Source organism: Burkholderia sp. MSMB2157WGS, assembly GCF_001532755.1.
Taxonomy (GTDB): domain Bacteria; phylum Pseudomonadota; class Gammaproteobacteria; order Burkholderiales; family Burkholderiaceae; genus Burkholderia.
In genome coordinates, this window is the sequence record NZ_LPJG01000044.1 from 1 (window position 1) to 23,922 (window position 23,922).

General features: G+C 67.7%; 20 protein-coding genes and 2 pseudogenes. 8 read left to right on the forward strand and 14 right to left on the reverse strand.

Going from position 1 to position 23,922, the window contains the following annotated elements; translation table 11 throughout:
• From WT53_RS33685 to WT53_RS26675, 7 genes and pseudogenes are all read right to left on the reverse strand, one after another.
• The coding region (locus tag WT53_RS33685) for an ESPR-type extended signal peptide-containing protein (RefSeq protein ID WP_257127879.1) at window positions 1-2,279 on the reverse strand (2,279 nt) is incomplete at its 3' end.
• A gap of 966 nt (window positions 2,280-3,245) precedes the next feature.
• Window positions 3,246-4,148, reverse strand: coding sequence for a hypothetical protein (locus WT53_RS26650; RefSeq protein WP_034204168.1), 903 nt, complete (start codon window positions 4,146-4,148; stop codon window positions 3,246-3,248).
• 101 nt (window positions 4,149-4,249) lie between these two features.
• Window positions 4,250-4,468 carry a hypothetical protein gene (locus WT53_RS26655; RefSeq protein WP_006480563.1) on the reverse strand — a complete coding sequence of 73 codons (219 nt, stop codon included), beginning with the start codon at window positions 4,466-4,468 and terminating at the stop codon, window positions 4,250-4,252.
• Window positions 4,469-4,707: 239 nt separating this feature from the next.
• Window positions 4,708-5,358: an NADPH-dependent FMN reductase gene (locus WT53_RS26660; RefSeq protein WP_034204169.1), complete on the reverse strand. Its 651-nt coding sequence runs from the start codon at window positions 5,356-5,358 to the stop codon at window positions 4,708-4,710.
• Between the two features lie 312 nt (window positions 5,359-5,670).
• Entirely contained in the window at window positions 5,671-5,976 is a 306-nt protein-coding gene (locus tag WT53_RS26665; protein ID WP_034204170.1) for an NIPSNAP family protein, read from the reverse strand.
• 202 nt (window positions 5,977-6,178) lie between these two features.
• Window positions 6,179-7,537, reverse strand: coding sequence for a DUF3999 domain-containing protein (locus WT53_RS26670; RefSeq protein ID WP_034204171.1), 1,359 nt, complete (start codon window positions 7,535-7,537; stop codon window positions 6,179-6,181).
• Window positions 7,534-10,447, reverse strand: a pseudogene (locus tag WT53_RS26675) (DUF2339 domain-containing protein). Before WT53_RS26675 ends, WT53_RS26670 begins: the two are co-directional and overlap by 4 nt.
• Window positions 10,448-10,783: 336 nt before the next feature.
• On the opposite strand from WT53_RS26675, the pseudogene WT53_RS26685 reads away from it, so the two are divergent.
• From WT53_RS26685 to WT53_RS26705, 5 genes and pseudogenes are all read left to right on the forward strand, one after another.
• Window positions 10,784-12,224 (forward strand): annotated as a pseudogene (locus WT53_RS26685) (glycine betaine/L-proline ABC transporter ATP-binding protein); the annotation flags it as partial.
• Entirely contained in the window at window positions 12,217-13,113 is an 897-nt protein-coding gene (gene choW / locus WT53_RS26690) for a choline ABC transporter permease subunit (protein ID WP_059781119.1), read from the forward strand. The pseudogene WT53_RS26685 and the gene choW, both read left to right, overlap by 8 nt.
• A gap of 106 nt (window positions 13,114-13,219) precedes the next feature.
• Window positions 13,220-14,218 (forward strand): GlxA family transcriptional regulator, encoded by a 999-nt coding sequence (locus tag WT53_RS26695; RefSeq protein WP_034204175.1) that lies wholly within the window; start codon window positions 13,220-13,222, stop codon window positions 14,216-14,218.
• Between the two features lie 103 nt (window positions 14,219-14,321).
• Complete coding sequence (locus WT53_RS26700; protein ID WP_034204176.1) at window positions 14,322-15,269, forward strand: choline ABC transporter substrate-binding protein; 948 nt, start codon at window positions 14,322-14,324, stop codon at window positions 15,267-15,269.
• 299 nt (window positions 15,270-15,568) lie between these two features.
• Window positions 15,569-16,195, forward strand: a complete 627-nt coding sequence (locus tag WT53_RS26705; protein ID WP_059823438.1) for a trimeric intracellular cation channel family protein — start codon at window positions 15,569-15,571, stop codon at window positions 16,193-16,195.
• 47 nt (window positions 16,196-16,242) lie between these two features.
• On the opposite strand, the gene WT53_RS26710 is transcribed toward WT53_RS26705, so the two are convergent.
• Window positions 16,243-16,668: a PACE efflux transporter gene (locus WT53_RS26710; protein ID WP_060262360.1), complete on the reverse strand. Its 426-nt coding sequence runs from the start codon at window positions 16,666-16,668 to the stop codon at window positions 16,243-16,245.
• 138 nt (window positions 16,669-16,806) lie between these two features.
• Here WT53_RS26710 and WT53_RS26715 point away from each other — a divergent pair, with 138 nt between their 5' ends.
• Window positions 16,807-17,751, forward strand: a complete 945-nt coding sequence (locus tag WT53_RS26715) for a LysR substrate-binding domain-containing protein (protein ID WP_060262304.1) — start codon at window positions 16,807-16,809, stop codon at window positions 17,749-17,751.
• On the opposite strand, the gene WT53_RS26720 is transcribed toward WT53_RS26715, so the two are convergent.
• The 3 genes from WT53_RS26720 to WT53_RS26730 form a co-directional block, all read right to left on the reverse strand.
• The gene (locus WT53_RS26720; protein ID WP_060262306.1) at window positions 17,738-18,886 is read right to left on the reverse strand and encodes a hypothetical protein; all 1,149 of its coding nucleotides are present in this window, start codon (window positions 18,884-18,886) and stop codon (window positions 17,738-17,740) included. The two genes, WT53_RS26715 and WT53_RS26720, sit on opposite strands and share 14 nt — an antisense overlap.
• A gap of 73 nt (window positions 18,887-18,959) precedes the next feature.
• Window positions 18,960-19,229 (reverse strand): MoaD/ThiS family protein, encoded by a 270-nt coding sequence (locus WT53_RS26725; RefSeq protein ID WP_034204180.1) that lies wholly within the window; start codon window positions 19,227-19,229, stop codon window positions 18,960-18,962.
• A gap of 112 nt (window positions 19,230-19,341) precedes the next feature.
• Window positions 19,342-20,031 carry an aspartyl/asparaginyl beta-hydroxylase domain-containing protein gene (locus tag WT53_RS26730; protein ID WP_060262308.1) on the reverse strand — a complete coding sequence of 230 codons (690 nt, stop codon included), beginning with the start codon at window positions 20,029-20,031 and terminating at the stop codon, window positions 19,342-19,344.
• 211 nt (window positions 20,032-20,242) lie between these two features.
• On the opposite strand from WT53_RS26730, the gene WT53_RS26735 reads away from it, so the two are divergent.
• Together WT53_RS26735 and WT53_RS26740 are read left to right on the forward strand one after the other, a co-directional pair.
• Window positions 20,243-20,587, forward strand: a complete 345-nt coding sequence (locus WT53_RS26735) for a DUF4148 domain-containing protein (protein ID WP_060262310.1) — start codon at window positions 20,243-20,245, stop codon at window positions 20,585-20,587.
• A 71-nt stretch (window positions 20,588-20,658) separates the two neighbouring features.
• On the forward strand, window positions 20,659-20,934 hold the full coding sequence (locus WT53_RS26740) for a DUF4148 domain-containing protein (protein ID WP_034206109.1): 276 nt from the start codon (window positions 20,659-20,661) through the stop codon (window positions 20,932-20,934).
• Window positions 20,935-21,111: 177 nt separating this feature from the next.
• Here WT53_RS26740 and WT53_RS26745 read toward each other — a convergent pair whose 3' ends face one another.
• The 3 genes from WT53_RS26745 to WT53_RS26755 all read right to left on the reverse strand — a co-directional run bounded on the left by WT53_RS26745 (window position 21,112) and on the right by WT53_RS26755 (window position 23,778).
• Entirely contained in the window at window positions 21,112-21,639 is a 528-nt protein-coding gene (locus WT53_RS26745) for a cytochrome b (RefSeq protein ID WP_034204183.1), read from the reverse strand.
• A 67-nt stretch (window positions 21,640-21,706) separates the two neighbouring features.
• On the reverse strand, window positions 21,707-23,122 hold the full coding sequence (locus WT53_RS26750) for an ATP-binding protein (protein ID WP_060262313.1): 1,416 nt from the start codon (window positions 23,120-23,122) through the stop codon (window positions 21,707-21,709).
• Entirely contained in the window at window positions 23,119-23,778 is a 660-nt protein-coding gene (locus tag WT53_RS26755; RefSeq protein WP_060262315.1) for a response regulator, read from the reverse strand. The genes WT53_RS26750 and WT53_RS26755 overlap by 4 nt, the downstream gene beginning before the upstream one ends.
• Between the last annotated feature and the right edge of the window lie 144 nt (window positions 23,779-23,922).

The following is a 23,922-nucleotide window of genomic DNA, read 5'->3' on the forward strand; positions in this document are numbered from 1 at the left end:
AGGCCGGTGGAGAGCGAACCGATGGAGCTCGTAGCCGACGACAAACCGGTCGAGGTCGAAGTCGAGAGCGACGTGATCGAGCTATTGGCCGTGGACAGACCCGTCGAAGTCGAAGTCGACAGCGAGGTGATCGAGCTGTTGGCCGACGACAGGCCCGTCGAAGTCGACGTGGACAGCGAGGTGACGGAGCTGTTGGTCGAGCTCAGGCCGGTGGAGAGCGAACCGATGGAGCTCGTAGCCGACGACAAACCGGTCGAAGTCGAAGTCGAGAGCGACGTGATGGAGCTGTTAGCCGACGACAGACCCGTCGAAGTCGACGTGGACAGCGAGGTGACGGAGCTGTTGGTCGAGCTCAGGCCGGTGGAGAGCGAACCGATGGAGCTCGTAGCCGACGACAGACCCGTCGAAGTCGACGTGGACAGCGACGTGATCGAACTGTTGGCCGTCGACAGACCCGTCGAAGTCGAAGTCGAGAGCGACGTGATCGAGCTATTGGCCGTGGACAGGCCCGTCGAAGTCGAGGTCGACAGCGACGTGATCGAGCTGTTGGCCGTGGACAGGCCCGTCGAAGTCGAGGTCGACAGCGACGTAATCGAGCTGTTGGCCGTGGACAGGCCCGTCGAAGTCGAGGTCGAGAGCGACGTGATCGAACTGTTGGCCGACGACAGACCCGTCGACGCCGACGTCGACAGGCTCGTGATGCTCGACGTCGTCGTGCTCGCAACCGAATAGAGCTGGCTGCCGTTGATCGCGTCGGTGCTGGTTGCGGTGACGAGACCTGCCGCGACGTTCTGGATGCGGCGTTCCGAGCCCGACTGCCCGACGCTGACCACACCGCCCGCCGAATTGGCGCCGGCGAAGTTGCCGAACGTCTGGCCGCCGATCGTGGCGCTGCTGACGGTGGTGGTGCCGCCGGACGTCGCCGTTGCTGCGCTGGTCGTCAGCGCGTTGTAGCCGAGGGCGACCGAGTTTGCGACGCTTGCGGTCGAATTCGAACCGAGTGCCGTGCCATAGTTTGCAGACGCCACGGCTGCCGCGCCGACGGCGACCGCGCCGGAGGTGCCGCTGGCCGTCGAGCCGTTACCGAGCGCGAGTGCGTCCGCACCGCTTGCGATCGAATTGGCGGCAAAGCTGCCGACGTTACCGAGCGCGATTGCGCCGGTGCCGTTCGCGGTTGCCGCATTACCGATGGCAACCGCGCCGTTGGTACCGGTCGCCGACGCCGAGCTGCCGATGGCGACGGAGCTGTTGGTCGCCGTGCTGCTGTTGCCGAGCGCAACGGAACCCGTGCCGCTCGCGGAGTTGTTGTTGCCGAGCGCGATGGCGCCGGAACCGTTCGACGTGTCGTTCGCGCCGATTGCCAGCGCGCCCGTGCCGGTCGCGCTGTTCGGATCGCCGATCGCAACGGCGCCGTCGCCGCTGGCGCTCTGGCCCCGGCCGATCGCGACCGCGCCGCCGGCCGAGGTCGCGCTGTTCGCCGTCGTGCCCGACGAGCCGATTGCGACGTTTCGGCCCGTTGCGCCGGAGACGACGCCATCGCCTTGCGCGATGCCGTACGCACCGTTGACGGTCGCGCCACGGCCGACTGCGATACCCGACGTGGCAGCCGATGCGACCGACGACTGCCCGCCGATCGCGATGCCGTCCGACGCGGCGGACTGCGCGCCCTTCGTCGCGTTGCTGCCGATGGCGACTGCGCCCGCGCCCGAAGCGATGGTCGAGTTTGCATAGGAAAGCGGGGTGGTGCCGTTACCGGCTGCACCGCCGATCGCGACCGAATTCAATGCGTTGGCCGTTGCCCCGAAGCCGAGCGCGGTAGAACCGGCGCCGCTGGCGGTCGACTCGAGACCGGCAGACGTGCCCCAGAGCGCAGCAGACGACAGAAAGCCCGTCGCCGTACCACCGGTGCCGGTCACTTGCGCGAATGCACCATAAACCGTGGCCGCGAGATTGTTGTTGCCGCTGGAGTTGCAGCCCGCAACCGTGGAGTAGGTGCCGGAGCCGTCGACGGGATAGGCATTGGTGTTGCCTGTCGTCGTGCGGCCGACGGTGCCGCTGCCACCGCTCGACGTACACGACGACACGGTGAATTGGGTACCGTTCGTCGTGCCTGGCACGAAGGTATTGGCGCCGGCGAGCGACGGGAGCATGGCGACGGCGGCCAATACTGCGGCAGCAACGGCCGACTTGTTCGGCTTGCCCCGTGCCGAATCGAGTTCCGATGCCGCTACCCAGGCGCCAAGCGCTTCGTTCCAGATCGAGCGGTATGTGCGGTTCATGTCCTGCTACCTCCAAATGTGCACGACACACACCGGTCTCTTTCGTTAGAGGATTGCTCCGTGCGCTCGCGCGAATCTCAAAATTGATGGGCGGAGTTTATTGGAGGTGGATTTTAGAGATTGACAAACAGTGATAAATGAGGCGGTTTTAAAGTTAAAGAATGGTTAATGCATCGTGTTTTGATGCATCTGGAGCGAATGAATTTGAAAGACCGTGGAACGCTAGATGTAGGGGGCGGAATCGTCTGTTGCAGTAAAAAATTTTCCTTCTAAATCAATGCGTTGATCGAGTTTTGTGCGAGAGGTTACACATCGGAGCGCTCAAAAAGTAAGACAAATGAAATAGCAAACGTTTGCGCGCCATCGAATCCTTTCATGTTTGTAATATAAATGGATGTGCTGGCGAATAATGCGTTCGTCATTTACTTAACTTGTTAATATTTTGGTTTTGATCGGATTTGAGTTTGTATTTCGTGGTTATCTGATAATTAAATTTATCCGATTCAGAGGGAATTGAATTATGCCGATATGCGCATCTCGGCCGGCGCAGGAGCCCGCGCGGCGGGCATTCCGGGGCGACCGGTCGGGGGAAGTTGTAAAAAAGTGCTACAGGGCGCGGTGATGAAACAATTCGCGTCAATTTATCGGATTTGTCCTATTGACGATTGCATCGAAGCGGCGTCAAGGCGGAATAGGCGCACATGCCGGAAGTCGAGCTGGCGCGCTCGCGGCAGGCGTTTCGCGTGATGTCGACAGGGCGTCAGATACGGTGGGTCAGCGTCGGGCCGGCGGCGCCTGAAATGTCAGATCCAGGGCGCGGCAATGTGTCGCCCATGCCGTTCGCGTGCTGGCGTGGCGAAGAAAAATAGGGATGGATTGAATGTGTCGGACACGCCACATTCGTTCCAGGGCCGTGGACTGAATGAACCAGGCGCTTGCCGCACGACCGGCGGCAAGCGCCCGACTTTACTTCTTCATGAACCGCAGCGCGAACCGCGCCATGCGCGGCACGAACATCGGGCGCAGCAGGCGCTCGTCGTAACCGGCCATCCGACGGTCGTTTTCCGCGAGACACAGCTCGATCAGCTCGCGCGGGTTCAGCGCATCGCCGATGTCGGCGGTGCTCGTTGCCGGGAAGTTCGCGTCGTGCGCGACGCCATCGGCGTCGATGCCGCGCGCAATGCCGATGCGCTCGCGGATCAGGTGCACCCATACGGCCGCGACGCGTACGAAGAACCACGGCCGGCGCCACCACGGCAGGTTGCGCCAGTGCCACGCGAACCAGTTCACGAAGAACAGGATGTGGCGGCCTTCTTCCTGGATCACCGGTTCGAAGGTTTCGACGAGTTCGGGCGGGAAATAGCCGGAGCGCTGCGCGGAACGGAACAGGCCGAACGCGAAGAAGCTGTCGATGCACTCGCTGAAGCCCGTGACCATCCATGCCCATTCGGCATGCTTCGGCGCCGGGTAGGGCGGTTCCGGCGCGAGCGCGATGCCGTACGCCTCGACGAGCTTCGACAGCACGACCTTGTGGCGGGCCTCCTCGCCGCCGTCCATCTCGAGCGCGCGGCGCAGCAGCGGATCGTCGACCGTCGCGGCGTAGGTCGCCACGCGGATCGACGCGCGGCCTTCGGTTTGCACGGCGATGTCCCAGATCGGCAACGACGTGAGCCGCCGGAGTTCGGCCGGCTGGAGCGTCGGCCAGTCGATCACGGCCGGCTTGTACGGGTTGTGTGTGTCGAGCAGCATCCGACAGAACATCTGCTTGTGCGCATCGGAACCGATTCGGACCGGGCCTTGCCTCTCGAAGGTCCAGTTGCGCATCGCGTGATCTGCGGCTGCATGCTCTTCGTGCAGCGTGTCGGTCATGGCTATTGTTATGCGATTACGGATCGAAAGATTCTTGCACAGCTTCCGTCATCGCGTATTTTCGAGCGGCCATGGGCACGCCGGCCCCGCGCGCGTCACGGTCACGCGTTCGTGTCGACCCAGAGGCGGCCCCAGCGCGACGCGTAGGCGAGGGCGTGTTCTTCCTCGAAGAAGAAATCGATTGCGTCGAACGACACGGAGCGCGGCGACGGCCCGCCGCTCGCGCGTTCGATCGTCAGGTTGGCGGCGAACAGCCCGTTCGGCAACCGGGCGGCAGCGGGAGCGACTTCGTAGCCCTTGTAGCGGATCGTACGGTTCATGGGGTGGCGCGCAAAAAAGTTCGGACTTTCAGCGTACGAAAACGGGCCGCCTGCGTGAACCAATCTTTCGGCCAATGCAAATGACGCGCGGAGCTGAATCGTTATCGGGGCGGTGCGCGGGAATCGTGCTTTCGGGAGGCGTGGCGGCGCGCCCCGGCACCTCGCCACGCGTCGGAAGAGGCGGCGCGCACGCCCTCGTCGAATCCTGTCGAGTGAGGGCGCGCGGCGGAATGCGGAGGTTACTGGTTGGCGACTTTCAGCACGGGTGCGAGCGCATCGACCGATGCCGCATGCGAGGCCGCACGATGCGACGCGAACGCGAGCGCGAATTCGGCGGCTTGCGCACCGACCGTCTCGAGTTGCGCGACGACCTTCGGATCCGAGCAGCTATCGGCGCTTTCGAAGCGGGTTTCCAGCGTGTTGACGGTGGCGCCGAACGGCGTCGGCCAGCCGCGCAGCGCATGGACGATCGAGCGCAGCGACGTCAGTACGGTGCCGGCCGCCTGCCAGCCGTACGCGGTGACGATCAAACCGACCGCACGGCCGTCGAGATACGGGCGGTCGTCCGCGCGCAGCTCCTCGAGCGTGTCGAGCGCGTTCTTCACGAGACCGGACACGCCGCCGTGATAGCCGGGCGTGGCGATGATGATCGCGTCGGCCTGACGCACGGCGTCGATCAGCTCGCGCTGCGCGTCGGTCAGCGTTTCGTGTTCGGGGGCGTAGTGCGGCAGCGTATGCAGGAACGGGCCGTCGAACAGGCGCGTGCGCGCGCCGGCGGCTTGCGCGCCGCGCAGTGCGAACGACAGCGCGCGTTCGGTGGACGACGCGGCTCGGGTGGTCCCGCCGATGCCGACGACGAACGGGCGGCGGTGTTGATCGAATGCAGTCAAGGGGCGCTCCTCGGGAATGGCTTGCCCAGCTAAGCACAGGCTTAAAACCAGATGGTAACGACCCCGTCGCCACTCTGAAAACGACTTTTCGTTCTATCGATATGCCGCGCGGCGACGGCACGCGTGCGCGCGGCCCCGCAGATCGATAGCAGAAATGCTTGGTTGGGACGGTGCGCCACGGTCGATAAGATGGGCTCGTCTCCTCCATGATGTCTCTACTGACATGGGTTGGCCCCGCCGCGCGGATGCTGGCGGGGCTTTTTTTCGTCCTCGGCCGGAAAACGGGGCGGGATGCGCGGTGGCGCGGGTTCGTTACTCGAACACCGGCCGGAAGAAGCTGCGCTCGTAGCTGACGATGCACCGGGTTTCCTCCGCGTAGCGGAACGCGGCTTGGCAGGCGGGATCGTCCTTCGAGCGTTCGCGGTAGCGCTCGTATTCGGCGAGGCTCGGGAACGAGAACATCGCGAGCGCGATGTTGCTCGCGCCTTCGGACGGCAGGAAGTAGCCGTGATGCGTGCCGCCGAACTGCTCGACGAGCGGAATCCACATCTTGCCGTAGGTTTCGAATTCGTCGAGTTTGTACGGATCGACGACGTAGCGAAGGAAGCAGGTGATCATGGGCGCTCGCGGTGGGGTGACGGAGCGGCGAGTCTGGAGCGCGGGGCGGCACGTGTCAACGGCGAGCGCGCCGGACAGGCGCATCATCACGCGACGTCATCGCACGACGCGCTGCCTGCGCGGACGACGATCGATGCTTCGATGCGCTCGTACGCGACGCGCACGAGGTGCGTTCCCTCCGCCAGCTGCGTTACCCCGGGATCTACTCGTCGCGGCTGCGCGTTTCGCCGCCGCCTTTCGCGAGGCGCCATGCGATCGCGCCGAGCACGCCGGCCGCGACGATCAGCGCGCCCCACAGCACGTAGCGGCGCCCGGCATCCGCATCGGCGGCTGCCGCCGGCACGACCGCCGATGCCGGCAGCGCCGCGCCGACGCGGGCGGGCCGCACTTCCGGCACCATGCCGACCAGCAGTGCGTCGCGGCTCACGGCCGACGATACGAGCGACGCGTCGCCGACGCCGAGCGTAAACGGCGGCGTGCCGCGCGCGACGAAGGTCAGCACGGCCGGATGCCAGCCGAGCGCGACGGCCGGCTGGCCGCCGCCGAGCCCGCCGTTGAGCATGTCGACGACGATTCGCCATGCGCGATCCGTGTTCGCGACGAACTCGAGCGGCGGATTGCGCTGCTCGCCGCCCTTGCCCTGCAGCCGGAACAGCACGGCGGCCGCGACGTCGCGCCACGGCGCCTGCGCATCGGCGCGGCTTTGCAGCGTCGCGCGCGCGACGGTGTTCGGCTGCGGCAGGTCGATGCGCACGCGGTCGACCGGATACGCGCCGTCGGTGTCGAACAGATACTCGCCCGGCGCAGCGCCGGCGCGTATCCGCACGGCGTCGCGCCACTGGCGCGGCACGGATGCCGTGTCGACGCCGCGTGCGTCGCGCGGATGCGTCTCGACGTCGACCGACGCGATCGACGGCGCGCCGTCGGGCCAGTCCAGCCGAAGATAGCGCGGCGCCGCGCCGTCGAGCGCGATGCGCTCCTGCACCAGCATGTCGTTGCCGCGGCCGACCTTCAGCAACTGCGTGCTGCCGAGCGGCCGCCAGGTGCGCAGGTCGTCGCTGGCTTCGACGGACACACGTCCCTGGTAGCTGTCGTCGCCCACGTGTACGAGCAGCGCGTCGACGCTGCCGTCGGCATGCGACAGATCGACGAGGTCCGCGCCGTGCCGGGTGAGCGAAGGCGTCGCGACGGCCGCGCGCAGCGCGCCGTCCGGGCCGACCGTCACGCCGGGCGGCGCGTTGCCGTGTTCGGCGCGCGTGGGCGGCAGCGAGAACCAATGCACCGGCGTGCGGGACGGCGGCACGGCGGGCGCGGCCGCGGCGGGTGCGTCGAGCGAGTACGGCACCGGCTCGCCCGCGCCGTTGAAGACGCGCACGTCGCCGAGATCGTCGCGCCGGCTCGCCGCATACACGGGCTGAGGCACGGTGAGCTGGTAATACGCGGCGCTGCCGTCGAGATCGAGCGCGAAGCGCTGCATGGCGCGTCCGGCGTTCGGTGCGCCGTCGGCCGCCGCGAACGACGCGAGCAGGCTCAGCCCGAGCAGGGCGGCGCGTCGCTTCATGGCCGGCCGTCCTGTTGCGCGGCGGCCTTCGGCGGCAGCGGCGAAAAATAGCCGATCAACAGCAGCAGCACGCCGATGCCGATGAACGACACGATACGCTCGATGCCGGTGACGTGCGACAGGTCGAACAGGAACAGCTTGACGACCGTGAGCGCGAGCAGCGCGGCGCCGACGAACCACAGCGGTCGCAGCCCGCGGCGCGTGGCCCAGATCGTGATGGCGAGCGCGCAGACCGTCCAGTACACGGACACCGATGCCTGCACGAGCGTCGATTCGGTCATCGCGCCGAATGCGTACGGCACGCCGGCCCAGTGATGCAGCGTGCGCAGCATCAGCACGTTGAACCACAGGAACACGGTCGCGATCGCCAGATAGCCGACGACGCGCGGATGCCACGCGATGCCGAGCGCTTTCAGGCGACGCAGCCACGCGGCGAATGCGACGAAGACGAGACCCTGCGCGACGTCGAGCGGATTGAGCAGCGGCAGCCAGAAGAGCGGCGCTGCGTCGCCGTCGCTCACCGTGCTGGCGAGACTCCACAGCCACAGCAGCGCGGCGAGCGGCGCGGCCCCCCACACCTGATAGGCGCGCGGGAACGCCGCGACGGGCCAGCGCGCCGAAGCCGTACGCCCATGCGCTCCAGCTCCATGCGCCTTCCGGGACGAACGCGCGCAGGCGCCAGAAACCTTCGAGCGACAGCAGCGCGCACAGGGTCCAGAACGTCAGCGTATGCAGCGGCGCGAGCAGGCGCGCTGCAACGGAGGGCGTTGCACCGCGCGCGTCGGCGGCGCCGGTCGTGCCGCGCGACTGGCGCCACAGCAGCGCAAGTCCCGCGCCGACGACCACGGGCCACGCGAACGCGCCCATGCCGGACAGCGGCGCTTCGTGCGCATCGAACGCACGCAGCGCGAGCAGCGCCAGCACGGGCGCGAGCGCGAGCGCGGGCCATTCGGCGAGCGGCCACGCGAGCCGGCGGCGCGTGGCGTGCGCGAGCCACGCGGTGCCGGCCGCGAACAGCGCGGTCGTATCGACGACGAAGCGCTCGACATGCAGGTCGACGTGTCGGCTCGCATAGACGAGGATCTCGTGCAGCCCGCCGCTGACCCACCACAGCAGCCCCCACGCGGCGGCCGCGACACCGATCTCGGGCATCCATGCGTGCCAGGCGCGCGCTTCGCCGCGTCCGTGCAGCCACCAGCCGGTGAACAGGCCGGCGAGCGCGATCAGCAGCATCGCGACATACGGGCTGTTGAGCACCGGCAGCGCGGCCGTGTCGGCCGGGCCAAGCAGGCTCGTGAAGAACGCGCCGGCCGCGGCGACCTGCATCAGCAGCCCGAAGCCGAACGGCAGCGGGCGTTTCTGGCGCACGCCGAGCCACACGACGGCCGCGCCTTCGATGGCCCACGCGGCGCTGGTCGTCGGCCCCGAGAACGCGAACGGCACCGCGAGCGTCGCGAAGATCGCCGCGAGCGCGAGCATCGATTCGAACAGCAGCCCGAGGCGATCGCGGCGCCGCGCGAGCCAGGCGGCCACCGCGACGTAGAACGCCGACAGCGCGACCGCGCTCCATGCGAGCCCGAACGGCATGCCTTTCACGAGCGACGCCTGCAGCGCGGTCGCGACGATCGGCGTGCCGAACACGAGCGTGCCGTCCACATAGTGTCGCAGCGCGAGTTCGCGTTTCACCGCATACAGCAGCGCGATGCCGACATACATCAGGAAGAACAGGACGAGGAACGGCTCGGTGCTCGCGAACAGCGTGGGGCGATAGGCCGTCACGCCCCACGCGGAGCCGATCGCGAACGTGAACACGAAGCCGAGCAGGTTCAGCGGGCGCCAGGCCTTGAACCACGCGATCGCGAAGATGCCCGCGTTCAGCAGTGCGTAGTAGCTGAACAGCGCGACGTGGTTGCCGTGGCCGGTCGACAGCAGGATCGGCGCGAGGAAGCCGCCCGCACTGCCCATGAACGCGAGCGGCAGCGCGTTCTGCCGCACCGCGAGGAATGCGCTCAGCGCGCAGACCGCGACCATCAGCGGGAACGCGGCGCCGACGGGCAGCAACGCATCGAGCCTGGTCGCGGCGAAGATCGTCAGGTACAGGATGCCGACGCCGCCACCCTGCAGCACGAGGCCGTATGCGGCGCGGCGCGCACGCACGCGCCAGCCGATCGCGAGCAGCGCGGCCGCCGCGAGCGCCGTGCCCGCGAGACGGAATTCGATCGGCAGCATGTCGTTGTCGGCCGCGTACTTGAGCAGGAACGCGACGCCGAAGAACAGCACGACGATCCCGACACGCACGACCGTGTTGCCGCCGAGCAGCCAGTCGCGCGCGGCGCCGAACGCGCGTTCGGCGATGCCGGGTTCGCGCGGCGCGGGCGGTTCGGGCGGAGCGGCAGGCGCGCCGGCGGGGGTGTCGGCGCGAGCGGACGCCGCTGCGGCGCGTGCCGCGGTGGCCGGCGCGGGCGGTGGAGTGGGCGCCGGCGTCGAAGAGGAGGCCGGCGTGTCCGCGCGTGCGGCGGCCGGTCGTGGCGCGGGCGGTGTCGGGAAGTGCGTCGGCAGCGGTGCGGAGGCGGCCGAAGCCGTCGACGCGATGCCGCCGGATGTCGCCGCGCCGGCCTTCGCACCCGCCAGTTGAGCGCGCAGCGCGTCGAGTTCGCGCGTGAGCGTGTCGACGGTGGCTTCGAGGCGCGCGACGCGATCGGCGAGCGGTAACGAGGTGGGAGGCGGCGCGGCGGCGGCCCATGCGTCGGGCATGGCGCGCCGGCTCTGCAGCTTGCGTCGCCGCAGCGTTTGCCCGACCCAGAACCCCGCGGCGGCCCCGAGCAGCGCGCCGCTCGCGGCCGGGAAGTCCCCGATCAAGGCGGCGATGCCGCCCACGACGAAACCGATTACGGCGAATGCCCAGTTCAACGCCTTGCTCCCTCTCACTATCGTTATCGTCCTTCGACCGGGATCGCACCGGATCGAGGCGGTTTCGGCACGGCCGGCAGGCGAACCGGCATGCGCGCGCCATGCGGCTGGCGCCCTCGTGCGGAAGGCCCGCGGCAACGTCGCGATCGGCGTGTTTGCGGCGAATGTATCACAGCGTGCCTGCCCGGATTTCCGCGGTTGGCGCGGTATCGCGGCGTGCGCCGTTCGGTGTCGCCAAACGGCTTTTTTGCACGATCATGCTTTTTATCGGCGCATGCGGTGGGCGTTTTCGTCTGAGTAGAGGCGCGTCGGAACGGACGTCAACTTGTCGGAAAGCGACGCGTGCCGGATGCGGCCTGGCGCAAAATCCCATGTGCCGTTCGCCGCGCTGCTGCGCACAAGTCCGAAGGGCGATGCCCGTCGCAGCGGGCCGTGCGCGTATTGCGCCGCCGCAATCGGCCGCGCGGCCCGCCGGACGGGGCTGCCGGCCGTGTCGTATTTGCGCAAGCGTTTGTCGTAATTCGTCGGCAGGCCGGGGTTTTTTCTGGCAACTATGTAGGCACGCTATGACAAGCGCGAGTCCCCGCTACACGAGGAGAAGGTTTCGATGGATGCCCCCAAGGTTGTGGTCGAAGGTCTGTGCAAGGTGTTTGGAAGCAATCCGCAGCAGGCGCTCGACATGCTCGCCGCCGGCGCGACGAAGGACGATGTGCTCAAGCGCACCGGTCAGGTCGTCGGCGTGCACAACGTCTCCTTCGATGTGCAGGAAGGCGAAATTTTCGTGCTGATGGGCCTGTCCGGTTCCGGCAAGTCCACGCTGATCCGCCTCGTGAACCGGCTGGTCGATCCGAGCGCCGGCAAGGTGCTGATCGACGGGCTCGACGTCGCATCGGCGCGCCGCTCGGCGCTGACCGCGCTGCGCCGCAAGGACATGAGCATGGTGTTCCAGTCGTTCGCGCTGATGCCGCATCGCACCGTGGTGTCGAATGCCGCGTTCGGGCTGGAAGTCGCGGGCATGGGCAAGAAGGAGCGCGAGCGCCGTGCGATGGAAGTGCTCGAGCAGGTCGGCCTCGCACCGTTTTCGCACAAGCTGCCGTCCGAGCTGTCGGGCGGGATGCAGCAGCGCGTCGGCCTTGCCCGCGCGCTGGCCGTGAACCCGTCGCTGATGATCATGGACGAGGCGTTCTCCGCGCTCGATCCGCTCAAGCGCCGCGAAATGCAGGACGTCTTGCTGCAACTGCAGAAGGACCAGCGCCGCACGATCATGTTCGTGTCGCACGATCTCGAGGAAGCGCTGCGCATCGGCAACCGCATCGCGATCATGGAAGGCGGCCGCCTCGTGCAGGTCGGCACGCCGCAGGACATCATCGCGAACCCGGCCGACGATTACGTGCGCGCGTTCTTCGACGGCATCGACACCAGCCGCTACCTCACCGCGGGCGACCTGATGCAGACGGGCGCCGTGCCTACCATGTCGAAGTGCGATGCCGCGAACGTCGCCGCGTCGCTGAACGGCAGCGCCGACTACGCGTTCGTGCTCGATGCCGAACGCAAGATTCGCGGTTTCGTCACGCGCGAGGCGCTCGGTCAGGACACGCCGTCCGTGCGGCCGATCGAAAGCATCCGGCGCGATGCATCGCTCGAACACGTCGTCGCGCGCGTGGTCGCGAGCCCGAATGCACTGCCCGTCGTCGACGACGACGGCTGTTACTGCGGCTCGGTCGATCGTGCGCTCATCCTGAAGGCCATCACGCGTTCGCGAGGTTCCCATGTCTGAAATGATTCCGCTCGGTACCTGGGTCGACCAGTCCGTTCACTACCTGCTCGACCACGACGCGAAGACGTTCGACGCGATCGGTCGGGCGATCGAGGGGCTCGCGGCATTCGTCGAGCATGGCCTGCAGGCGATCCCGATGTGGCTGATGATGGCGATCTTCATCGGCGTCGGGCTGTGGCGGGTGGGCTGGCGTTTCGCGCTGTTCACCACCGCGTCGCTGCTGCTGATCTTCGCGACCGGCTTCTGGGACCAGACGGTCATCACGCTCGGCCTCACGCTGTCGTCGACGATCATCAGCCTCGTGCTCGGCATCCCGCTCGGCATCTGGGCCGCGAAGAGCAAGTGGGTCGCCGCGATCGTGCGCCCGATTCTCGACCTGATGCAGACGATGCCCGCGTTCGTCTACCTGATTCCGGCCGCGATGCTGTTCGGTCTCGGCCGCGTGCCGGGGATCCTGTCGACGGTGATCTTCGCGATGCCGCCCGCGGTGCGTCTCACGAGCCTCGGCATCCGCCACGTGAACCGCGAGATCGTCGAAGCCGGCCAGGCGTTCGGCTGCACGCCGTGGCAACTGCTGTACAAGGTGCAGTTCCCGAACGCGCTGCCGTCGATCATGCAGGGCGTGAACCAGACGATCATGATGGCGCTGTCGATGGTGATCATCGCGTCGATGGTCGGCGCGGGCGGCCTCGGCAACGACGTGCTCGCGAGTATCCAGCGTCTCGACATCGGCCTCGGTTTCGAAAGCGGTCTGTCGGTCGTGCTGCTCGCGATCATTCTCGACCGCATCACCGAGAGCTTCGGCCGCGCGCCGGGCACCGTGAAAGCGCCGCTGTTCTCGGGCCTCAAGCAGCTCTTTCGCGTGAAGGCCGAGCCCGCGCAGGCCTGATCTCCGGCGGCCGGACACGCTCCGGCCGCTCCCCCTCGTCGAACACGGCTCCCGCGGCTCGCGCCGCGGGGCTGGCTCCCTGCAACCTCCTCGCCAGGAGACCGATGTGACGTCCGCCGTCGCTGTCGCGCCCGCCGCCTGCGTTTCACCGGTTTCGTCCCTCGCCCATTTCGGCTTCCTGACGCTGCCGAACTTCTCGATGATCGCGTTCTCGAGCGCGGTCGAAGTGCTTCGGATGGCGAACTACGTCGGGCGGGCGGAACACTACAAGTGGTCGATCTACTCGCTCGACGGCGCGCCCGCGCATGCCAGCAACGGCATCGCGGTGCGGCCCACGCAGGCGCTCGACTACGACGACCTGCCCGACGTGATGATCGTGTGCGGCGGCATCCGCATCCGCGACATGGTCGACGAGCGCGCGCGCGATACGCTCGCGGCGCTTGCCGCACGCGGGCTGCCGCTCGGCGGCATCTGCACCGGCGCCTACGCGCTGATGGCGAGCGGGCTGCTCGACGGCTATCGTTGCACCGTGCACTGGGAGAACCTGTCCGCGCTGCATTCCGAATTTCCGCAGGTCGGATTCGCCGACGAATTGTTCGTCGTCGATCGCGACCGGCTGACCTGCACCGGCGGCACCGCGCCGCTCGATCTGATGCTGAACCTCGTCGGCATGCGGTTCGGCCAGCAGCTGGCCGCGCAGGTATCCGAGCAGTTCATCCTGGAGCGCATCCGCAGTTCGACCGATACGCAGCCGATTCCGGTCGATGCGCGGGTCGGTTTCTCGCGCGCGGAGCTGATCGAGGTCGTGCGGCTGATGGAGGCGAACATCGAGGAGCCCCTGTCGCTCGAGGAGCTCGCGCGGCTCGTGCGGCTCTCGCAGCGGCATCTGCAGCGCATGTTCAAGGTGTATCTGAACGTATCGCCGACCCACTATTACCTGACGTTGCGCCTGAAACGCGCACGCGACCTGCTGCGTACGACCGACGCATCGATCGCGCGCGTGACGACGGTCTGCGGCTTTCACTCGCCGTGTCATTTCAGCAAGGCATACCGCGCGCAGTTCGGCCATGCGCCGAGCTACGAGCGCCGGCTGCCGGGGCGCTGAACGGGGCGATCAATCGGTCCGCGACGTCGCCGGGATCGCGGCGCGCGGCTTCAACAAACGATCCCGCATTCAAGCAAACGACATCACTTTGAGGAGAAGCAAGATGAAGCGCCTATTGATCGCAGCGGTGTGCGGGATCGGGATAACCGCGCCGATGTCGGCCGTTTATGCGGCCGATCCGCCCGTTTGCAAGAACGTGCGCTTCGCCGATGTCGGCTGGTCCGACATCGCGGCGACCACGGGCCTCGCATCGACGATGCTGCAGGGGCTCGGCTACACCCCGACGAAGACGATCGCGTCGGTGCCGATCACGTTCGCGGGGATCAAGAGCAAGCAGATCGACGTGTTCCTCGGCTACTGGTCGCCGACGATGGACCCGATCATCCAGCCGTTCACGAAGGCCGGCACGATCAAGGTGCTCGCGACGCCCAACCTGACCGGCGCGAAATACACGCTTGCGGTGCCCGACTACGTGTATCAGGGCGGCCTGAAGTCGTTCGCGGACATCCAGAAATTCGCGGACAAGCTCAACGGCAAGATCTACGGGATCGAGCCGGGCAACGACGGCAACGCGCTGATCAAGAAGATGATCGACGGCAACCAGTTCGGCCTCGGCAAGTTCAAGCTGGTCGAGTCGAGCGAGGCCGGGATGCTGGTCGAGGTGAACCGCGCGATCCGCGACAAGCAGTGGATCGTGTTCCTCGGCTGGGAACCGCATCCGATGAACGTGCAGATGAAGATCGACTACCTGACCGGCGGCGACGACGTGTTCGGCCCGAACTACGGCGAAGCGAAGGTGCTGACGGCGACGCCGCCCGACTACGCGCAGCGCTGCCCGAACGTCGCGAAGTTCGTGTCGAACCTGCAGTTCACGACGTCGATCGAGAACCACGTGATGGTGCCGATCATGAACAAGCAGGATCCGAACAAGGCCGCCGCCGAATGGCTGAAGGCGAATCCGCAATCGCTCGACAAGTGGCTGGCCGGCGTGACGACGATCGACGGCAAGCCGGGCCTGCCGGCGGTGAAGGCCTACCTCGGCGTGCATTGAGCGCGATGCGTCGGGCTTTGCGGCTTCGGCCCGAAGCCTGACGTGAATGTCGAGCCGACGCAAGCAGGACGACCTGCTTGCGTCGGCTTTTTGCTGCGTGCCGCGCACGCGCACGCGCGCCGACGGCCGGCGGGCAATGCGCTAGACTGCTCGATCCGCGCTCAGGAGACGGCAATGACCCGCAACCCGCTCGATGCATCCCGACGGCTACACGCAGCCGGCACGCGGCCGAACGGCGCGACCGCTTCGGTCGACGCAGGCCGCAACCGGACGCTCCGATACTTCGGCCGTTCATTCGCATGAACCGCATCGGGCAAGTCGTGCTCGCCGCCGATCTCGCGGGCACGGCGGTGTTCGCGATCGAAGGCGCCAATGCGGCGATCGGCGCCGGACTCGATCTGTTCGGGGTGATGGTGCTGTCGCTCGTCGTCGCGCTCGGCGGCGGCGTGATTCGCGACCTGCTGATCGGCGCCCGCCCGCCGAGCGCCGTGAGCGACTGGCGTTATCCGGCGCTCGCGTTTGCCGCCGGACTGTTCGCATTCGTGTTTCATGCACGGGTCGCGTCGTTCTCGCCGTCGCTGCTGACGACGCTCGATGCGGCCGGCCTCGCATTGTTCGCGGTCGCGGGCGCGGTGAAGGCGCTCGAATTCCGCGTCCACCCGTTCATTGCGACGCTGATGGGCGCCGTGACCGGCTGCGGAGGCGGCGTCGTGCGCGATCTGCTGCTCGCGCGGATACCGGTCGTGCTGGTCACGGATATCTATGCGAGCGCGGCGTTGCTCGGCGCGGTCGTCGTCGTGTCGTGCCGGCGACTCGGTTGCCCGCCCGTCGTCGCGGCCGTGCTCGGCGGCGTCGCGTGCTTTGCGCTGCGGATGGCGGCGGTGCGCTTCGGCTGGCAGTTGCCGAAAATTGCCGCGGGGGCGTAGGGCCGGCGCAAGCGCGCGATTAGCGCGAGCAGGACCCAAGCGCCCGTTCACGACCCCTTCGTCGCCGCCGGCGCGTCGAACACGCGATCGAACACCCACTGGAACACGAACGCGTAGCAGAAGAAGAACGCGAACAGCCCGATATCGACGACGAACGCATCGAGCCACGAGATGTCGAGCCACCACGACACGACCGGCACGAGGATGAAGATCAGCCCGCCTTCGAAGCCGGTGGCGTGCAGGATCCGCCGCCCGAGCGTACGCGCCGGTTGCCGCCGCGACGCTTCCCAGCGTTCGAACAGCGCGTTGAAGATCATGTTCCACAGCATCGCGATCGCCGACATCGTCGCCGACAGCGCACCCGAATAGACGAGGTCCTGCTGGAAGATCGCCGCGATCGCGGGCGAAATGCAGGAAATGGCGATCGCTTCGTAGAGCACCGCCTGCGTGATCCTGCGCGGTAGGCCTTGCACGGGGTTCCTCCGGTTCGACGGCGGCGCCATGCCGCGACGTCCCGCAAGGCTAGCCGCGTTGCGCACCCGCTTCAATTCACCTAATCTCACCCCGATTGAATCGAATTCAACCCGGCCGCATCCGGCCCGCGAGGCTCCGTGTTCTCGAAAATCCCCCTGACCGCTTTGCGCGTATTCGAATCGTCGGCACGGCTGGGCACGTTCAAGGCCGCCGCGGACGAGCTGTCCGTGACGCCGGCTGCCGTGTCGCACCAGATCAAGTCGCTGGAGAGCCGCGTCGGCGTGCTGCTGTTCGAGCGCGGCGTGGGCGGCGTGCGGTTGACCGAAGAAGGCGAGCGGCTGTTCCGCGCGAGTCACGATGCGTTGCTGGCATTGAGCCGCGGGCTCGACGCCGTGCGTCCGGATGCGGCCGACGAGCGCCCGCTCGTGCTGACCACCACGCCGGCCTTTGCGGCGATGTGGCTGATTCCCCGTCTCGGTGCGTTTCGCCGCGTCGATCCGCACCTGCACATCAAGGTCGAAACGGGGAACGCGCTCGTCGATCTCGAACGCGATGCGCGGATCGATCTCGCGATTCGCGCGACGTCGCGCCAGTTTCCCGCGCTGCACGAGATTGCGTTGATCGACGAGTATTTCGGCGCGTATGCGGCCGCCGGCTTCGACGCGGATCGCACCGACGAGCCGCTCGACCTGATCGAGACCGTGTGGGATACGCCGCTGCCCGTGTCGGTCGACTGGGCGTCGTGGTGTCGTGCGGCGGGCCGGCAGGCGTGGCTCGAACGCGCGGTGTTTCGCCATTACGACGACGAGCATTACGCATTGCAGGCCGTGCTGCACGGGCAGGGTATCGCGCTGCTCAGTTCGGTGCTGGCCGCCGAGCATGTCGAGCGCGGTGCGTTGATGCCGATCGAGCCCGCGGTGCGGCTCGACGGTGCGCGCTTCGTCGCGCTGTGCCGGCCGGGGCGCGAGCGCGAGCCGCAGGTCAGGCGGTTTCTCGACTGGCTCGACGCGGAAATCGCACGGACGCGCGATGCGGTGGCGCGGATGGCGCCCGACGCGTCTCGCGCCGCTACCCGAACCTGACGCAATACACCGGCGGCAAATGCGCCGATACCTGTCGCCAATGGTCGCCGCCATCGACGGACGTCCATAACCCGCCCGTCGTCGAGGCCATCGCGAGGCGCGTGCCGGAATCGTCCACCGCGAGCCCATGCCGGTACACGAGGTCGTACGCGGGCGATGCCGGCAACCCATTCGACAGGCTCTCGAAACTGCGGCCGCCGTCGCGTGTGCGCGTGACGACGAACCGGCCGTTCACCGGAATCCGGCATTCGTCCTTCACGGCCGGCACGAACCACGCGGTATCCGGTTCGTGCGGATGCACGGCCACCGCGAAACCGAAGCTCGACGGTTGCGCTTCAATGCGGCGCCAGTGTTCGCCGCCGTCGGTCGAGCGGAAGATCGCGCAGTGATGCTGCGTCCACAGCACGTCCGGATTGGCCGCGCACTGCACGACGCGGTGCGGATCCTGCATGTTCGGCTCGCCGCGTCGCTCGGGCGGCATGTAGTCGGCTTCCATGCCTTCCGCGGTCACGCGCCACGTCGCGCCGCCGTCGACGGTCTGCCAGACGCCGCCGCACGAGATGCCGACGGCGACGTGCCGGCTGTCGCGCGGATCGACCATCACCGAATGGATGCCCGGCGCGTCGTACCCGCCGCCGCCCCATTCGGCGCGTTCGGGGCGATCCCACAGCGCGCGGTTGAGTACCCATGAATCGCCGTGGTCGTCGGAGCGGAACAGGCCGCCGGGAATTGTGCCGGCCCACAGTACGCCGGGCTCGTCGGTGCCGCCGGCTTCGAGCGACCAGATCTGCTGAAGCGTCCACGGCGGCTGCGGCGGCCCCGCAGGCTCGTCGTCGGCGTCGCCGCTGCCCGTGTGCGTGTCGGTGCGGGCGGCCGACGCGTCGGCGGGCTGCGGCGGATAAACCGGGGCCGCACATTCCTCCCAGTCGGTGGCGCCTGCGCGCAGCCGGTGCAGCTTCACGCCGAAATGGCCGAGATTGAGCGCCGCATACAGCGTGCCGTCGCGCGGGTCGGCGAGCGCCATGCTGACGGGCTCGCCGATGAAATGCGGTTCGCCGAGCGTCCAGCCGTCATGACCGTCGGGTTGCAGGACGAACAGGCCCTTGCGGGTGGCGACGAGCAGTCGATCGTTCATGCGATGTCTCCGGATGGTCCGCCTTGGCGCGACGGCGCTCGGTATGAGGGAATGCGGCGGTGCATCGGTCCCTTTATCCGCCGGTCAGCGCCTGCACGACATATACGCGGCTGGCGGCCTCGAGCGCGTCGGACAGGCGCTGCCGGTCGCGGATCGGCTGGCCGTCGATGAACACCGACAGGTGCTTTCGCAGCGCGCCCTGGTCGTCGACGATGTAGCCGCGCAGCCGCGGTTGCTCGCTGAAAATGGTGTCGAATGCTTCGCCGACCGTGTGCGCGTCGATGTCGCGCTCGGGCGTTTCGACATGCCGCTGGATCGATGCGGCGAAGAAGAGATGCGCCATGGCGGTAGCTGGCAGGAGCCGCACGAAGGGACGGCTTGTAGTTTAGGCGATCCGGCGGGCGCCGAAAGGGGAAACGGCGGAGGGAACGGCGCTGGCGCGCGCGAAGCGGCGGCTAGACCGGAATCGACCGCCCCCTGATCCGGATGCCGAGCCGCACGACGCCGATCACCGCCGTCGACAGCCACGTGAGCCAGCGCGGCATCCCGCGCCGGCGGATATCGAGCAGCAGCACGATCCGCACGGCGTCGCTGTCGTTCCATACCTCGTGCGTGAACGTGTCGTCCCACAGCAGGAAGCGGCCTTCGTCGAGCCGGTATTCGCGGCCGTCGACCTTCAGCACGGCGGCCGGCGTGCCGTCCGCGCGCCTGGGCATCGACAGCACAAGGTACCCGCGCAGGATGCCGCGAAACGGTCCGCGATGCGGCGGGATGTGCTTGCCGGGCGCGAGGAACGACAGCGACGCGGACAGCACGTCCGGCGACGCCGCGACGAGCGACGCGACGGTCGGGCAGCGCGACAGGTTGCGCGCAAACGGCTGTCCGTACGCCTGCATGATGAACATGCGCCAGTCGCGTGCGTCGTTGGCCGAGATGTCGTACTGCTCGCGCATGATGTCGTGAAAGCGCGGGATGCGCGGCATGTCGCGTGCGACGTCGAGCGCCTCCGCACGGATCGCGGGCCACGCGCGCACGAATCGCTCGGCATCCGGGAACGCGGCCGTGTCGAGCACCGCACCGCTGTCGATATGGCGGTCGTACAGCCTGCGCAGCAGGGCGGCTGCATGGTCGTAAGCGGCGGACATGGTCGATCGATGAGCGGTCCGGATGAAGTGGTGGTCAGTCTGCCCGAAGCACGACGGGCGCTGCGTTACGTCACGTTACGCCGGCTGACGAATGAATGACAGTTCGATGAAGGTCCGGCGGGGGCGGCCCGACGGGCCGGGAATAAACACGCCTCGTCCGTCGTCATACGGGTGTAGCACGTCGTCTCGTTGACTTCCGAAGGAGTGGAACATGAACAAGCACTGGCTGGTGGCCGCCACGATGGCGGCGATGTCTCTCGCAGGTGTCGCGACGCAAGCGTCGGCACAGGCGCTCACGCGCGAACAGGTCCGGCAGGAACTGGTCGATGCGGAAAACAACGGGCTGCGCTTCGTGACCGATACGTCGTATCCGGATGTGAGCTCGCTGTTCCGGCAGCAGGCCGATCAGTTGCCGCAGCGGCAGGCCAGCACGGCAGTCGGCGGCGATCCGGCCATGTCGTCCGAAGCGGGCAAGCCGGCGGCGATGTCGCCCCATCGAGGCGCCGCCGCCTGCGTCGGCCCCGCGAGCTTCTGCGCGATCTATTTCGGAAGCTGATCCAGCCGCCTGCGTCCGCAGGTCACGCGTATCCCGTGGTCGATCGATACGTCACATTGAAGGAGTTCATGATGAAAACTTATATCGCAGTCCTGACTATGGTTGGCTCAATCGCCGGTCAGGCAGCATTCGCACAATCGGCCGCGCCGCTCACGCGTGCGCAGGTTCGCGAGGAGTTGATGCGTCTGGAAGCGGCCGGGTACGACCCGGCGAAGGGCGACGACGGCGAGTATCCGGCCGACATCCAGGCTGCGGAAGCGAAGCTCGCCGAGCAGGAACGGGCGCGCATGGCGGCGTCGGTTGCGCACGCACCGGACGCCGGTATGCCGGCGCAAACCGGCGACTAGGTGTCGACATGATCGTGTGTCACGGCTGGCCGCCGTGTTCGCGGGACGGCAAATCGCACGCGCTTCGCGCCGCGCGACGTGCCCGAAGGGCGCCGGCTGAGACGCCGGTCGTGGCGCACCGCTTTGCGCGGCGTCGCGATCAACTCGTCAACCGGTTCCGACCGGCGGCGCGATCGATCACCACGGCATCATGCGCTGCACGACCTGGTCGCGCAGCACGAAGCGGTGCATCAGCGCGGCCGCCACGTGCACGCAGATGCCGGCGAACAGGACCCACGCGAGAATGCCGTGCACGTCGCCCATCGCGTGACCGAACCCCGAGCCGGCCGCCGACAGCGCCGGCAACGGAAGGATGCCGACGAGCGTCACGGCCCACGCGCGCGACGACGCGTTGATCCATCCGAGCAGCGGCACCGCGATCAGCAGCAGGTAGAGTGCGCCGTGCGTGATGCCGGACAGCGCGCGCATCGCGGGCGACAGCTCGCTGGCAGGCGGGCGATGCGTCGCACGCCACAGCACGCGGCATGCCATCGCCGCGAGCAGCGCCGTGCCGACGATCAGGTGCGCGGCGATCAGGCCGACCGGCTGCGTGTCGCGATGCACGTCGGGCATCGTCCAGCCGATCGCGTATTGCGCGACGACCAGCGCCACGATCAACCAGTGAAGAAAACGGGCAACGGCGTCGTAACGAGTGGGTGTGGACATGAAGGCTCCTGACGGGCATGGCGGGGCAGCGTGCGGCGGATTCTACGGCCGAATCCTTAACGAAACGTTAAGCACGCGGCGCCGGTCGGCCTGCATCCGCCGACGGCAGCGTGATCGCCACGCCGAGGCCGTGGCCGCCGATGCCGGATTCGAACCGGACGGTGCCGCCGAAGTATTGCGCGATGCGGATCACGATCGACAGTCCGAGCCCGCTGCCGGGCGACGGCGTGCCGCTGCCGCGATAGAACCGGTCGCCGAGCCGTTCGCGCTCGCCGGGCGCGACGCCCGGCCCGTCGTCGCGCACGACGATGCATTGCTGCGGGCCGTCGTCGTGTACGCCGAGTTCGATGCGTCCGCCAGGGCGGCCGTACTTGATCGCGTTGTCGACGAGATTGTCGAGCAGGATGCCGATCAGGATCGGATCGGCGTCGATCATCCGTGCAGACAGGTCGCCACACACGATGTCGATGGCCTTGTCCGCGGCTTTCGACAGATGGCGGTCGACAGCGGCATCGACGAGTTCGCGCACGACGAGGGCACGCGCCGGAATGCGTTCGTACTCGTCGAGCCGTGCGAGCAGCAGCAATTGTTCGGCGAGCCGCGCACTGCGGTCGACGCCCTGCACGACGCGCTGCATCGCCAGTTGCTTGCGCGCGGGATCGTCGGTCGCGATGGCCACCTGGGCCTGCACCTTGATCGCGGCGAGCGGCGTCTTCAGTTCGTGCGCGGCGTCGGACGTGAACGCGCGCTCCCGGACGATCGATTGCCGCAGCCTCGCGAGCAGGCGATCGATCGAGTCGACCAGCGTGCGGACTTCGTCCGGCACGGTCGCGATGCCGAGCGGTTCGAGCGATCGGGCATCGCGTGCGCCGATCAGCGTGGACAGCGTCTTCAGCGGGGCGAGACTGCGCTCGATCGTCACCCACAGCAGCAGCGCCAGCAGCGGCAGTGCGATGACGAGCGGCTGGACGATGCCGCGTGCGATGCCGGTGGCCAGATCGCTGCGCGTATTCGACATCTCCATCACGCGCACCCGGCGCCCCGACGCGGGCGCGCGCAGCGCGTGCGTGCGCCATCGCACGTCGCGAATGACGATCGTTTCCGGTTTGCCGGACGCGCCGGGCGCGTCCGGCAAACCGGTGGCGTCGGCCGGCAGGCTCGACGCGACGACGTTGCCCTGTGCGTCGCGCACCTCGAACAGCACGTCGCGCGGCACGCGATCGCCGTCGGCATCGGGGCCGGACTTCGCATCGCCGCGGGCCAGTTCGACGCGGGCGTCGGGCGGGAAGCGCGCGAGACGGCCGAGGTCGGCCGCCGACAGATCGACGAGCAGCGACGCGTATTCGGCGAGGCGCGCGTCTTGCCATTCGCCGATCTCGCGTGTCGCGTGCCGGAAGCTGCCGAACACGGCGACGAGCCAGACGACGGTCACGCAACCGATCGCCATCAGCGACACGCGGCGCCGTATCGAGCCGGCGATCATGGAAGTTCGACCACGTAGCCGATACCGCGGACGGTACGGATCAATTCCGAGCCGAGCTTCTTGCGCAGGTTCGACACATGGACCTCGATCGCATTGCTTTCGATGCCTTCCTGCCAGCCGTACAGGCCGTCCTCGAGACGCGCGCGCGACTGCGGGATGCCCGGGTGCGTGACGAGCTGAACGAGGATCGCCCACTCGCGCGACGTGAGCGCAATGCGCGCCGCATGGCGCGTCACGGTATGCGCGGTCAGGTCGATCGTGATGTCGCGCCATACGATCTCGTCGCCGGCACGGCCCTGCGAGCGCCGCACGAGCGCGCGGCAGCGGGCGAGCACTTCGGACAATTCGAACGGTTTCGCGAGATAGTCGTCCGCGCCGTCGTCGAGGCCGCGCACACGGTCCGCCACGGTGCCGCGTGCGGTCAGCACCAGCACGGGGACCGTATCGCCGGCCTCGCGCAGCGCGCGCAGCAGTTCCGTGCCCGATTTGCCGGGCAGCCCGAGATCGAGCACGACGAGTGCGAAGCGCGTCGTCGCGAGCGCTGCCGCGGCCGCATGACCGTCGCGCAACCAGTCGACGTGATAGCCGGCCTGGCTCAGGCTGGTCTCCAGGCCGCTGCCGATCAGGTCGTCGTCTTCAACAAGGAGGAGTCGCATGGTCGATTCGGGGTGCAGGCGTCTGCGATTGTACGAGCATGACTCTGCGGACCGTGAAACGGATTGTAATTGCGCTGCCGCAAATGTCGGCCGATTCTGAAGAACGCTTAAGGTTTGGCGCCGGCAATCCCGTTACCATCGGCG

Excerpts from the sequence above, each read along its gene's own strand:
- WT53_RS26650 (WP_034204168.1), bottom strand. The coding sequence starts at position 4,148 with ATGACCGACACGCTGCACGAAGAGCATGCAGCCGCAGATCACGCGATG.
- WT53_RS26655 (WP_006480563.1), bottom strand. The coding sequence starts at position 4,468 with ATGAACCGTACGATCCGCTACAAGGGCTACGAAGTCGCTCCCGCTGCC.
- WT53_RS26665 (WP_034204170.1), bottom strand. The coding sequence starts at position 5,976 with ATGATCACCTGCTTCCTTCGCTACGTCGTCGATCCGTACAAACTCGAC.
- WT53_RS26670 (WP_034204171.1), bottom strand. The coding sequence starts at position 7,537 with ATGAAGCGACGCGCCGCCCTGCTCGGGCTGAGCCTGCTCGCGTCGTTC.
- choW (WP_059781119.1), top strand. The coding sequence starts at position 12,217 with ATGTCTGAAATGATTCCGCTCGGTACCTGGGTCGACCAGTCCGTTCAC.
- WT53_RS26700 (WP_034204176.1), top strand. The coding sequence starts at position 14,322 with ATGAAGCGCCTATTGATCGCAGCGGTGTGCGGGATCGGGATAACCGCG.
- WT53_RS26705 (WP_059823438.1), top strand. The coding sequence starts at position 15,569 with ATGAACCGCATCGGGCAAGTCGTGCTCGCCGCCGATCTCGCGGGCACG.
- WT53_RS26720 (WP_060262306.1), bottom strand. The coding sequence starts at position 18,886 with ATGAACGATCGACTGCTCGTCGCCACCCGCAAGGGCCTGTTCGTCCTG.
- WT53_RS26725 (WP_034204180.1), bottom strand. The coding sequence starts at position 19,229 with ATGGCGCATCTCTTCTTCGCCGCATCGATCCAGCGGCATGTCGAAACG.
- WT53_RS26730 (WP_060262308.1), bottom strand. The coding sequence starts at position 20,031 with ATGTCCGCCGCTTACGACCATGCAGCCGCCCTGCTGCGCAGGCTGTAC.
- WT53_RS26735 (WP_060262310.1), top strand. The coding sequence starts at position 20,243 with ATGAACAAGCACTGGCTGGTGGCCGCCACGATGGCGGCGATGTCTCTC.
- WT53_RS26740 (WP_034206109.1), top strand. The coding sequence starts at position 20,659 with ATGAAAACTTATATCGCAGTCCTGACTATGGTTGGCTCAATCGCCGGT.
- WT53_RS26745 (WP_034204183.1), bottom strand. The coding sequence starts at position 21,639 with ATGTCCACACCCACTCGTTACGACGCCGTTGCCCGTTTTCTTCACTGG.
- WT53_RS26750 (WP_060262313.1), bottom strand. The coding sequence starts at position 23,122 with ATGATCGCCGGCTCGATACGGCGCCGCGTGTCGCTGATGGCGATCGGT.
- WT53_RS26755 (WP_060262315.1), bottom strand. The coding sequence starts at position 23,778 with ATGCGACTCCTCCTTGTTGAAGACGACGACCTGATCGGCAGCGGCCTG.